13 protein-coding genes are annotated in these 11045 nt (G+C 35.5%); 5 read left to right on the plus strand and 8 right to left on the minus strand.

Annotated features, from left to right (window positions below; all coding sequences use genetic code 11):
* Window positions 1–184: 184 nt before the first annotated feature.
* The 5 genes from frr to F3G69_RS00415 form a co-directional block, all read right to left on the minus strand.
* Entirely contained in the window at window positions 185–742 is a 558-nt protein-coding gene (gene frr / locus F3G69_RS00395) for a ribosome recycling factor (RefSeq protein WP_072595202.1), read from the minus strand.
* On the minus strand, window positions 732–1691 hold the full coding sequence (locus tag F3G69_RS00400) for a polysaccharide deacetylase family protein (protein ID WP_021091141.1): 960 nt from the start codon (window positions 1689–1691) through the stop codon (window positions 732–734). Before F3G69_RS00400 ends, frr begins: the two co-directional genes overlap by 11 nt.
* 2 nt (window positions 1692–1693) lie before the next feature.
* Complete coding sequence (gene secG / locus F3G69_RS00405; protein ID WP_021091090.1) at window positions 1694–2023, minus strand: preprotein translocase subunit SecG; 330 nt, start codon at window positions 2021–2023, stop codon at window positions 1694–1696.
* A gap of 66 nt (window positions 2024–2089) precedes the next feature.
* Window positions 2090–2479, minus strand: a complete 390-nt coding sequence (locus F3G69_RS00410; protein WP_087580439.1) for a thiamine-phosphate pyrophosphorylase — start codon at window positions 2477–2479, stop codon at window positions 2090–2092.
* The gene (locus tag F3G69_RS00415) at window positions 2466–3164 is read right to left on the minus strand and encodes a Bax inhibitor-1/YccA family protein (protein WP_149714112.1); all 699 of its coding nucleotides are present in this window, start codon (window positions 3162–3164) and stop codon (window positions 2466–2468) included. The genes F3G69_RS00410 and F3G69_RS00415 overlap by 14 nt, the downstream gene beginning before the upstream one ends.
* 170 nt (window positions 3165–3334) lie before the next feature.
* On the opposite strand from F3G69_RS00415, the gene F3G69_RS00420 reads away from it, so the two are divergent.
* From F3G69_RS00420 to F3G69_RS00435, 5 genes are read left to right on the plus strand one after another with little or no spacing between them, the layout of a single operon-like run.
* Window positions 3335–3979 (plus strand): carbonic anhydrase, encoded by a 645-nt coding sequence (locus F3G69_RS00420; RefSeq protein WP_072595207.1) that lies wholly within the window; start codon window positions 3335–3337, stop codon window positions 3977–3979.
* The gene (locus F3G69_RS00425) at window positions 3972–5816 is read left to right on the plus strand and encodes a mechanosensitive ion channel family protein (protein WP_149714113.1); all 1845 of its coding nucleotides are present in this window, start codon (window positions 3972–3974) and stop codon (window positions 5814–5816) included. The genes F3G69_RS00420 and F3G69_RS00425 overlap by 8 nt, the downstream gene beginning before the upstream one ends.
* Before the next feature lie 10 nt (window positions 5817–5826).
* The gene (locus tag F3G69_RS09235; protein WP_180997316.1) at window positions 5827–5985 is read left to right on the plus strand and encodes a hypothetical protein; all 159 of its coding nucleotides are present in this window, start codon (window positions 5827–5829) and stop codon (window positions 5983–5985) included.
* Window positions 5986–6031: 46 nt separating this feature from the next.
* Window positions 6032–7111 carry a GGDEF domain-containing protein gene (locus F3G69_RS00430; RefSeq protein WP_223155845.1) on the plus strand — a complete coding sequence of 360 codons (1080 nt, stop codon included), beginning with the start codon at window positions 6032–6034 and terminating at the stop codon, window positions 7109–7111.
* Complete coding sequence (locus F3G69_RS00435; protein WP_149714114.1) at window positions 7104–8156, plus strand: GGDEF domain-containing protein; 1053 nt, start codon at window positions 7104–7106, stop codon at window positions 8154–8156. Before F3G69_RS00430 ends, F3G69_RS00435 begins: the two co-directional genes overlap by 8 nt.
* A 25-nt stretch (window positions 8157–8181) precedes the next feature.
* On the opposite strand, the gene F3G69_RS00440 is transcribed toward F3G69_RS00435, so the two are convergent.
* Genes F3G69_RS00440 through F3G69_RS00450 form a run of 3 tightly spaced genes read right to left on the minus strand, consistent with a single transcriptional unit; the run spans window position 8182 to window position 11011 of the window.
* Window positions 8182–9465: a TRAP transporter large permease gene (locus F3G69_RS00440; protein WP_072595211.1), complete on the minus strand. Its 1284-nt coding sequence runs from the start codon at window positions 9463–9465 to the stop codon at window positions 8182–8184.
* Between the two features lie 11 nt (window positions 9466–9476).
* The gene (locus tag F3G69_RS00445; protein WP_084041037.1) at window positions 9477–10019 is read right to left on the minus strand and encodes a TRAP transporter small permease; all 543 of its coding nucleotides are present in this window, start codon (window positions 10017–10019) and stop codon (window positions 9477–9479) included.
* Window positions 10019–11011, minus strand: coding sequence for a DctP family TRAP transporter solute-binding subunit (locus F3G69_RS00450; RefSeq protein ID WP_103559406.1), 993 nt, complete (start codon window positions 11009–11011; stop codon window positions 10019–10021). Before F3G69_RS00450 ends, F3G69_RS00445 begins: the two co-directional genes overlap by 1 nt.
* Window positions 11012–11045 lie beyond the last annotated feature (34 nt).

Genomic DNA, 11045 nt, shown 5'->3' on the forward strand with positions numbered 1-11045 from the left:
GAAATAGCTTAAAGACAAAGTGGTGGCTATGTTTTATGTAGTTAGGATCTATTTATATTTAATAGATAAAACACAACAGACAAAAAATTAAACTACTTGCTGATAAATATTTTTTTGAAATATTATTTTGAGAGAATATCTAGCTACATAAAAGTAGCTAGATAAGGAAAAATTTCTAAAAATTTTAGATTTTTAAAAGCTCGGCTTCTTTTTCTTTTACAAGAGTATCGATTTTTGCAGTGTAGGTGTCAGTTATCTTTTGAACCTCATCCTGTCCCTTTTTGCTCTCGTCCTCAGTTATAGCTTTGTCTTTTTCAAGCTTTTTGACTTCATCATTTGCATCTTTTCTTACGTTTCTTATACTAACTTTGGCTTTTTCTCCCATTGATTTTGCATGTTTTGCATTTTCTTGACGTTGCTCGACGGTCATAGGTGGGAAAAACAGTTTGACACTCTCACCATCACTATTTGGATTGACGCCGATATTTGCTGCTTGGATAGCTGAAGAGATTGCTTTTATCATGCTCTTTTCCCAAGGTGTGATAGCGATAGTTGAAGCGTCGCTTGTAAGCACAGTGGCTACTTGGTTGAGCGGAGTTGGCGAGCCGTAATAATCAACCATTACATGATCTACGATATTAATGTTTACCTTGCCCGTTCTAAGTGTTGTAAAGTCACGTTTTAATGAAGCTATTGCTTTTTCGCAGCCTTCTTTTTGTGTTTCGTAAATTTTATTTAGCATTGATGTCCTTTATTAGAAGTTTTGTACTTCGTTGATGATCTACTTTTAGTGATATTAAAACTTTGCGTTTATCGAGAGGTGGGTTAAATTTACACTCAAAAACACCATTTGTCATAGGTACCTTTTTAAAGCCATTAAAGCCAGTCATGAAAAAACTACCTTCGCTAGCATTTGTATCAGTTTTTATAATGAGTTTGTCTATTGCATTATTTTGTGGATAGCTATCTGGAAATATCCACTGGGCATTTAAAAATTTGCTATTAAAAGTTAATGCTATTTTGGTACCGTTCATTACTGGTGTTCTATAAAGATCGTAAACATCACTCTTGTCTGAAACCGCACCTGAGTTTTGATTTAAAAGCGCTAAAAAACCAAATTCTTTTGCAAGTTTTACGACTCGACTATCGATCTCACCATAAGGTACTGCAAAGAATTTTGGCTTATAGCCCATATGTTTTTCAAAGGTCTCAACGCCCTTTTGAAAATCCTCTCTTAATGCCTCATCGCTAAGCTTCGTCATCCTTGGATGAGCGTACGAGTGGTACCCAATCTCGCCATAAGCCTCAAGTTCTTTAATCTGATCAAAATCCAAATAATCGCCATATTTATTTGCACTGGCTTCCACATAAAGCATTAGTGCAAATGGATAGTTATACTCTTTAAATACACTAAGGGCCTTGTCATAGAAACTTTTATAACCATCATCTACAGTGATGACGATCCAGTTATCAGGTATTTTTTCGCCAGCATTTACAGCATCGACTAGCTTTGAGAGTTTAACGACTTCATAGCCATTATTTTTGAAATATTCAAACTGCTCTCTTAAATTTTTAATAGAAATATCAGTGCTTGTATGTCTTGGATCATCAAAGCGATGATAGACTAAAATATGAGCGTCTGCTAAAGCAAATGTTAGCGTCAAGAATGACGCTAAAAGTGTTTTTATCATTGTTATTTTGCTGGAGTTTGTGGTGCACTAGGAGCTGATGGTACGTCGTTTGACTTTGGTATGACTAGAGATTTACTATCGACGCTATCAACGATAGAGCGTTTTAGATCTTTATTGTAGAAGTATCCAAGTGCAAGTGTATTTAAGATAAATAAAATACCTACGATAAAAGTAAATTTAGCTAAAAATCCAGCTGGTCCTTTTGCTCCAAAAAGACTCTCGTTACTTCCGCTATATGCCCCAAGTCCGATAGATGAGCTTTTTTGAAGTAAAACAGCGATAGTTATGATGACAGCTAGAGCAAACTGTAAGATCAAAAATATTAAACTCACGAAATTTCCTTTAAATTTTTAAAAATAATTGGTTGCGATTATACAAGAAAAGATTTAAATTTTTAGTTAAAGTTCTTTTTCAAGCTCATAAAGCTCGTATCTTATGCTTTTAAAAAGCTCGGCTTGTTCTAAATTTATGAGCTTAAAGCACTCTTCAAGCACGCGAGCACTCTCCTGGGCGCGCTTGAAATTTGCAGTTATTATCTCGTCTAAATTTTCTCTAGCTTGCTCGCTTTTTGTGCTAGTTTTTAAAACGTCGTTTTGGGAATTTCTAAATTTTAAAAATTCTTTTTGCGGGATCTTTGCCTTGTGGCGGAGGGATTTTATTTTGTAGGCGAGCTTAGCGTCATCAAAGACATATCTTTTCATATCTTCAACAACGCGAAGCCCTTCTTTTAGCCTATTTAGATTCGCATCTATTACTCGGTAGATGCGCTCATCTTTAGTCGTTTCTATTAAAAATTCCTAAAATTTGTAGTAATGATGTAAATAGATTTACAAAATCAAGATACAAAGCAACTGCGCCTTCAACTGGAGTTTCGTAGTTTCCACGGATAATATTTTGCGTATCAAAAAGTATATATGCGCTAAATAAAATCGATGAAATACTTGCGATTACAAGTTGAAACATTGTACTTTTAACAAAAATATTAATAATAGCTGCTGCAAAGATAACAATTAAGGTTATGAACAACATTTTACCCATTGTTGTAAAGTCACGTTTTGTATTCATTGCAAAGACACTTAACGCACCAAAAGCAACTGTTGTTAGTCCAAATGCTTGAGCTACGATACCAGCTCCACTTGGCATAGCCAAGATCGCTGAAAGTAGCGGAGTTAGCGTAAGGCCACTTACAAATGTAAATGCAAAAAGAAGTATTAAATTTAATCCCTCTTTACGTTTAGCTGCCATTAAGCCAAAAAGTAGTGCAAATTCGACTATAACAAGCCCCCAAAACAAAAATCTATTTGCCGCAAAAACGCCAGCGATGCTAATACCTACATAAGCGCCAGCTGTTGCTGAAAGTAGTGATGCTGCAAAAAGTTGATAAGTTTGTTTTATAAAAGTGCTTAGTGAGCTTTGAGAATACGCAAGTTCTTCTTGATTTTGTTTCGCGTAGTTCCTATCATACAGACTCATTTTATCTCCTTATGAATTTTTGAATGAGTTTAGCCTAAAATAATTAAACAATGAATAAAAAGAATTTTAACAAATTATATTAGTTAAAAATTTATATATTAAAGTATTTTTTAGATTAAATAAAAGTTGCTATAATCGCGTAAAAATATAAAAAATGGAGATAAATTTCTATGGATGACTCGCTACTTGAAGGTGCGGTAAAATTTATGGAAGATGGCTTTTTGGAGCATGAAGAGCTTTTTAAAAGTCTACAAAATAGACAAGACCCACATACCCTTTTTATATCCTGTGTCGATTCAAGAGTGGTGCCGAATTTGATAACAAACTGCCTTCCAGGCGAGCTTTTTATGGTGCGAAATATAGCAAACATCGTGCCACCTTATAGAGTGAGCGAGGAATTTTTGGCAACGACTTCGGCTATCGAATATGCATTAGAGCTTTTAAATATCAAAAATATCATTATTTGCGGACACTCTGATTGTGGTGGATGTGCAGCGCTTTATATGGATGAAAAAAAGCTCAAAACTACGCCAAATGTTAGAAATTGGATAAAGCTAATAGAGCCGATCAAACGAGAAGTACTTAAATTTACAAGCGACGATCCAGCAAAGATGGCGTGGCTAACTGAGAGATTAAATGTGATAAATTCGATCGAAAATATAATGACTTATCCAAATGTAAAAGAGGAGTATGAAAGAGGAAACCTTCAAATTTATGGCTGGCACTACATTATAGAAACTGGTGAAATTTTCAGCTACGATTTAAAAGAGGGCACATTCAAACTTTTAGCAGATAAAAGGGGTGAAAATGCGTAAAATTTTAACCATCGTCTTGCTCTCATTTTTAACTCTTTTTGGTGCCGAAGATAATAAAACGCAAGAAGAAAGCATCATAAGCCTAACAAATCAGATCTTAACTTTAAACAATCAAATCCAGATTATAAAAGCACAGCAAAAAGATACAAACTCTTCAAAAACAGATAATTCAAATTTAGCCAGCCTTCAGAAGAAGAAGAACGATCTTTTGGAAAAAATTCCGCTATATATCATGCAGATTGAGGTAACTCAAAACGATATTGACAAATTTATTTTGCAAAAAAATAATCTAGAAAAAAAAGTAGCTAGATTAGAGAAGCAATCAAACAAAGATGCTTATGTTCAAAGCGCTATTGAGCTTGAGAAAATGAAGATAGATTATGCATATTTATCGGCTTTAATTAACCTTGAAGAGATATTTAAAAAAGGTGCTAAAGCAAACTCTATAAAAGAGGTGATAGATAACGGACTTTTAAATTTACAAACAAATTCTTACGTCAGTATAAAAGAGCTAAAAGATTCTCTAAATGAGACTTCAAGCTCTTACGATAACGCATTTGCCGAGCTTGATTTAAAAAAAGAGACTGATGAGGAAATTTTAATCTATCTTAAAAACAATGCCGATCTTCTAAGCTCAAGCATGATCTTATCAGAGCTAAATTTAGTCGATACGGTCGAATATATAAATAAGCTAACTTCTATAAATTCGGCAAAATTTAACGTTGGTAAGATCGTAGTTATAATCGTAGTATTTTTATTTTTTGTCTCACTTACAAGAATTCTTGCCAAACTCACGTACTGGCTTATGTCACTTATTGCCTCTGGTGAAGGCGTAAAGGAGGCAAAGGATCAGATAGTAGATATCGTTAAAAAGCCTATCTCTGCGCTTCTTATCATTTATGCACTAAATATTTGTATCGGTGTTGGCTTTTATCCAGTGCCAGTGCCACTAACTCTAGCAAATATTTTTTCGATCGTCTATATAGTCGCGTTTTCATGGCTTGTCTTAACCATCCTAAATGGTTATGGCATAGTAATAATCGATAAAATCGCTCAAAAGAGTAGACGAAAAGAGGTCGTAAATTTAGTTTTAAAAGTAGTCTATGTAATTGTATTAATAATCGCACTTTTACTAATTCTTCAAAAGCTTGGCTTTGATATATCAGCGCTCATAGCTTCACTTGGTATCGGCGGTCTTGCTGTTGCATTTGCTGCAAAAGACATCATCGCAAACTTCTTTGCTTCTGTCATGATGCTCTTTGATAATTCATTTTCGCAAGGAGACTGGATAGTTTGTGGCGATATAGAGGGCACTGTCGTTGAGGTTGGCTTTAGAAAGACGACTATCAGAAGTTTTGATAATGCTTTAATCTTTGTGCCAAACTCAAAACTGGCAAGTGATCCTGTTAGAAACTGGAGCAGAAGAAAAGTCGGTAGACGTATCAGAATGCTAATTGGCATTGAGTATGGAGCGACAACTGATGAGATTAAAAAATGTGTAGATGACATAAAAACTATGTTGATAAATCATCCAGATATTGCCAAAAGTGAGGATATAACAGCAAAGAAAAAAGGGCTAAAATATAGACAAAGTATAGTATCAGTCGATGATTATGCTGGATATAAATCAAATTTATTTGTCGTAGTTGATGATTTTGCAGATAGCTCGATAAATATCTTAGTTTATTGTTTTGCAAAGACTATCGTTTGGGGAGAATTTTTAGATGTCAAGCAAGATGTAATGTTAAAGATTATGGATATTTTAAAGCAAAATGGTCTAAATTTCGCATTCCCAAGCCAAAGCTTGTATATTGAAAGTGTCAAAGATAAAATTTAAGGAGAAAACAATGAGTGATGAATTTGATTATGAAGAAGTAGAAGAAGACTACTCTGAATTTAATGACGATGAGGACGATAGTAGCGATAGTTATGACTATAATTACGATGAAAATGACTACAACTACGAAGATAGTGATGAGGACGAAGATAGTTACGACTCTTATTAGAAATACTTAATGAAATTTAATGGAATAAATTTACAGGGAGTTTTGTTTGACACACGATTTTGTAGATCAAAGTAGTTATAAAGCGATCGATGATATCTATAAAACGATATTAGATGTTATGATAGTTGCAAATGTACTATCTTTGTTGCTTTTTATGATCATAGCTACACCACTACTTTTTATGTGCTTATTATTTATAGCAGCTGGTATATTGCTTAGAATAAAATTTGACATAAAATATAGAGTATTAATATCCCTTGCATTTCACCTAAATATCATATTACTTGTTACTATTATTGTTACTACTATGGGTTGGAATACCGGAATTTGGATAATACTTGTTGGTGTAATTTTTATAAACTACTTCCTAGCGTTTGATTCAAAGAGTCTTACTTATATAATGGCATTTTTAGAACTAATCTTGCTTATACTTCTTTATTTTACGCATAAAGATGAGGCACCGCTGATCCCATCGGCTATACGAGGGGCGATAGTTATATGCAGTATTGTTTTTGCTTTTTTTATTGTTTTAAGACTTTCAATGTTTGCAGATATCATCACATCTAGTGGATATCAGCAAATAAGAAAAGAGACGGAAGAGCTTGAAAAGGACTCAAAGCATGATTTTTTAACTGGTCTTTTAAATAGAAGAACAATAGAAAAAACTTTAAGATTTGAACTAATTGCCAACAAGGAAAAAAGCGGTAATACAAATTTAGTCATAATGCTAGGCGATATTGATAATTTTAAAAAAATAAACGATACATATGGGCATGACTGCGGTGATGAGGTCTTAAAAGATGTAGCCAGTGCTTTGAAGAAATCATTTAGAGGTAAAGACTATGTTTGCCGCTGGGGCGGAGAAGAATTTTTGATAATCTTGCCTGATACAAAGATAGAATTTATCCACGAAGTGAGTAAAAGGCTTAAAAAACAGATAAATAACGCAAAACTTCCAGATAAAACTCCAGTTACTATGACCTTTGGAATGCTAATATGCGCAAATGGTGTTGAGGTGGATTTTGAGCAAGTCATAACTTTAGTAGATAAGCTGCTTTACGAAGGCAAGCTAAATGGCAAAGACCGCATCGAATTAGAAATTTTAAAAAAGGGCTCGGATGCGTAGAATTTCACTCTATACGGCTCAAAAAATCATCATATTTTCAATATTATTAACTCACGTCTGTTATTTTTTCATTTTTTTATTTATGAAAGAAGAAATTCTAGCAGTTATGAATGTATTTTCAGTAGCAACCTATCTTTTTCTTTTAAGGCTTATTTACGATAGCCCTGAAAATAACAAGATAACAATGCTAATAGTCCAGCTTGAAATTTTATTTCATGCATTAGTTTGTATGCTGACACTTGGATGGGGATACGGATTTGGGTTATTGTTTTTAGCATCGTCGCTAATACTATTTTTTACGTCATTTACCTATAAATTTTTTAACTACATAATAGTTGCAACGCAAATAATTTTATCCATAGCCTGCTATATATATTTAGATGGCCAGCCTGTAAAAGATTTTGACGGCTTTAAAGATCTACTTTTTGTTTTTAACTTAAGTACGGTTTGTGTATTTTCGGTTGTTGTTTCGTACCTTTTGGAGAGCTCAAATTTATTTATATTTTTAAGTATCTTAGAGGAAAAAGAGATGGCTGAAAATATCTTAAATCACGATCCATTAACAGGGCTTTTAAATCGTACTTCGATGCAGAAAATTTTAAGTCAAAACGATCTTTATAAAAATAGGGACTTTGCTATCGTTATGTGTGATATCGATAACTTTAAAAAGATAAATGATACCTATGGACACGGCGCAGGAGATGCTGTTTTAAAAAGCTTATCAGGCATATTTAAAAACACATTTAGAGATAAAGATAGAGTAGCTAGATTTGGTGGAGAAGAATTTTTAGCAGTCGTCTTGGGCGTAAAAAAAGATGCAGCTGTAAGTATCGTAGAGCGTGTGAGAGAGACTTTGAGTAAAAATATAGTTGAGTTTGAAAACATAAAGATCAACGCAACTATGACTTTTGGAGTAGTTGCTCATGATGGTACGGGAGAATTTAGCTTAGAAAAGATGATAAAACAAGCTGATAATCTACTTTATGCTGGTAAGCGAAGTGGTAAAAATATCGTTATGAGTGCGGATTACGACCCAAAAGCATAAATTTAGAGGCAAGAGCCTCTAAATTTTAATGTCCATACATTAGGTTTGGCAACCAAAGAGAAATTTGTGGTATATAAGTAACCAAGATAAGGCCAAAGAATAAAGTAAGCGTCCACGGCAAGCATGCCATGATGACCTCTTTTAGATTCATATTTGTAAGACCGCTTGCGACAAATAAATTTAGTCCAACAGGCGGAGTCACCATACCTATCTCCATATTTACAACTAAAATAATGCCAAAATGTATCGGATCTATGCCAAGTTGTGTTGAAATCGGAAGCAAAAGTGGCACCATGATCATGATAACGCTTGAAGGCTCCATAAATTGACCCATGATAAAGAGCAGGATATTTACAAATATCAAAAATCCTATCATACCGATATTTGCGTCAAGTATCATCGAAGCGATGGCTTGTGGGATCTGCTCGCTAGTTAGCAAATATGCAAAAACAACGGCGTTTGCGATTATGAAAAATATCATAGCTGTTGTAAGGGCTGAGTCTAAGCAGATATCCCAAAGATCTTTTATCTTTATATCTCTATAGATAAAAAGTGAGATAAAGAGTGCATAGACCGCACTTGCCGCAGCAGCTTCAGTTGGAGTAAAAATTCCTCCATAAATTCCGCCAATAACCACGACGACGATTAGTAAAGCCCAAAATGCTTTTGCAAATTTTTGCACTCTTACTTTAAATGGCTCAGCCTTAGTTGCTTTAAATCCAAGCTTTTTTGCGCCAACATAGGTTTGAACGAGCATAAAAGCTCCAAGCATAAGACCAGGCACAACACCAGCCATAAAGAGCTTGCCGATACTTACCTCAGCGGTTACGCCATAAACTATCATAACAACTGAAGGCGGGATCAAAATTCCAAGCGAGCCAGCCGTAGTTATGCCGCCCACTGCATACTCTTTTGGATAGCCAGCCTCTTTTATTGCTGCAAACATAATTGAGCCAATAGCTACAACCGTCGCAGGCGAGCTTCCAGAGACCGCTGCAAAGATGATGCAGGCAAATATCGCACTCATAGGCAAACCACCTGGCAAGTGTCCGACCATAGACTTTGCAAAGTCGATGATACGTCTTGCTGAGCCACCTTTACTTAGTAAATTTCCAGCCAAGATAAACATCGGTATCGCCATTAGCGAAAATTTATTGATACCATCAAATATAAGCTGTGGGATCGTAGCGATGTCTATGTCTGTAAAAAATATCATCGTCAAAACAGTACTTGTGCCTAGCGAAACCGCAACCGGCACGCCTATTAGCATCAGTGCAAAAAGTAGGATAAATAAAAATGCTATTGTCATCTTTTTTCTCCTTAATCTTTGACTACGCTACCATGAGCTAGCTCATGTGCTTCGTTACTCACAACGTTTTCAGCAGGCGTTAGAGCTACTTTTATGGCTTTTTCGGTTGAGCGGTAGCTAGCTGTAACGAAGGCTATTGGAAGCACTACCATAGGTACCCATTGTGGTATGCCAAGGTCTATTATCATCTGCTCGATCTCGTGAAGAATTTGTAGATAATCAATCGAATAGACTGCGATAAATAACAAAAATACAGTAGTTAGTACATGAGAGAAGATTAAACACGCTTTTGCAAGGGCTGGTGGAAATTTTTCCACCAAAATAGTTACACTGACGTGAATGCCCTTATTAAAGCCGTATGCCGCGGCAAAAAACGCCGACCAGATAAAAAGATAGTTTGATAGCTCGCTCGCCCAAGACCAGCTTTTATCGAAAAAATATCTAGCCATAACATTTGCAAAGGCTAGCAATGTTCCACTTGCGAGCCCAACTACTGCGATAGTTTTATTTAGTGAGGCTATCGCTATATCAAGGACATTAAAAAAACTCTTCATTATTTTGTCCCAAGAGTCTTTTCTATGAGGTCTTTGCCGATAACATCATAAAATTTAGGATAGATTGATTGCATAACCTTCTGCCACTCAGCCTTTTGTGTATCATCGATCTTATAAATTTCTAGTTTTTTACTAGCAGCGATGTATTTTTCAAGCTCAGCTATGACGTGAGCGTCCTCTTTTGCTGTCTCTTCTCTCTCAAAAGCTGTTGCTTCGCTTAGAGCTTGTTTTACATTTGCTTTTAGATCATCTGGTAGCTTGCTCCAAAATTTATCGCTCATAACGACTAAATAGCCCAAATATCCGTGACTTGAAAGTGTGAGCGAGCTTTGAACTTCGTGAAATTTTGAGTTATAGAAATTTGAAAGTGGGTTTTCTGTCGCATCAACTACGCCTTGTTGAAGTGCAGAGTAAACCTCTGAAAATGGTAGAACTTGTGGGTTGCCACCAACTACTTTAATTTGTTCTTCAAGTACCTTTGAGCTTTGGATTCTAAATTTTTGTCCTTTTGCATCTTCTGGCACAAGAACTGGTTTTTTGCTTGAGCTAAAATGCTTAAATCCAGCATCCCAGTAATCAAGCGCCACAAAGCCTTTTTTTGTAACAAGGGCTTTTAGCTCCTCGCCGACCTCGCCGTCTTGGACCTTATGAAGGTGTTCTGCGTCTTTAAAGATGAAAGGCAGGTCAAATAGCTGAAACTGCGGCACGATAGGTGTAAATTTAGAAAAACTAGGAGCTGCCATTTGAACATTGCCAAGCTTTAACGCACCAAAAACTCTATCATCGTCAAGTAGCTGAGCTGATGGGAAGACTTGAACTTTTAGTTTACCGCCGCTTAGCTCCTCAGCACGTTTAGCGAAAAAATCAGCCGCTTTGCCCTTTGGCGTAGAAGCTGCAACAACGTGAGCAAATTTGATCGTATAGACCTTGTCTGCACCAAATGCTAAGCCACTGATGGCACAAGTGAAAAGTAAAGCTTGTAAAAATTTCATCTTTTATCCTTTGTAATGGTTTTGTTAAACGCAT

Origin of the sequence: Campylobacter concisus, assembly GCF_902460625.1 — a bacterium.
Lineage (GTDB): Bacteria > Campylobacterota > Campylobacteria > Campylobacterales > Campylobacteraceae > Campylobacter_A > Campylobacter_A concisus_AD.

What these genes read in the sequence shown, in the direction of transcription:
- F3G69_RS00445 (WP_084041037.1), bottom strand. Translation starts at nt 10,019, where the DNA reads ATGAAGAGTTTTTTTAATGTCCTTGATATAGCGATAGCCTCACTAAAT.
- F3G69_RS00450 (WP_103559406.1), bottom strand. Translation starts at nt 11,011, where the DNA reads ATGAAATTTTTACAAGCTTTACTTTTCACTTGTGCCATCAGTGGCTTA.
- F3G69_RS09235 (WP_180997316.1), top strand. Translation starts at nt 5,827, where the DNA reads ATGAGTGATGAATTTGATTATGAAGAAGTAGAAGAAGACTACTCTGAA.
- F3G69_RS00415 (WP_149714112.1), bottom strand. Translation starts at nt 3,164, where the DNA reads ATGAGTCTGTATGATAGGAACTACGCGAAACAAAATCAAGAAGAACTT.
- F3G69_RS00420 (WP_072595207.1), top strand. Translation starts at nt 3,335, where the DNA reads ATGGATGACTCGCTACTTGAAGGTGCGGTAAAATTTATGGAAGATGGC.
- F3G69_RS00400 (WP_021091141.1), bottom strand. Translation starts at nt 1,691, where the DNA reads ATGATAAAAACACTTTTAGCGTCATTCTTGACGCTAACATTTGCTTTA.
- F3G69_RS00425 (WP_149714113.1), top strand. Translation starts at nt 3,972, where the DNA reads ATGCGTAAAATTTTAACCATCGTCTTGCTCTCATTTTTAACTCTTTTT.
- F3G69_RS00440 (WP_072595211.1), bottom strand. Translation starts at nt 9,465, where the DNA reads ATGACAATAGCATTTTTATTTATCCTACTTTTTGCACTGATGCTAATA.
- F3G69_RS00435 (WP_149714114.1), top strand. Translation starts at nt 7,104, where the DNA reads ATGCGTAGAATTTCACTCTATACGGCTCAAAAAATCATCATATTTTCA.
- frr (WP_072595202.1), bottom strand. Translation starts at nt 742, where the DNA reads ATGCTAAATAAAATTTACGAAACACAAAAAGAAGGCTGCGAAAAAGCA.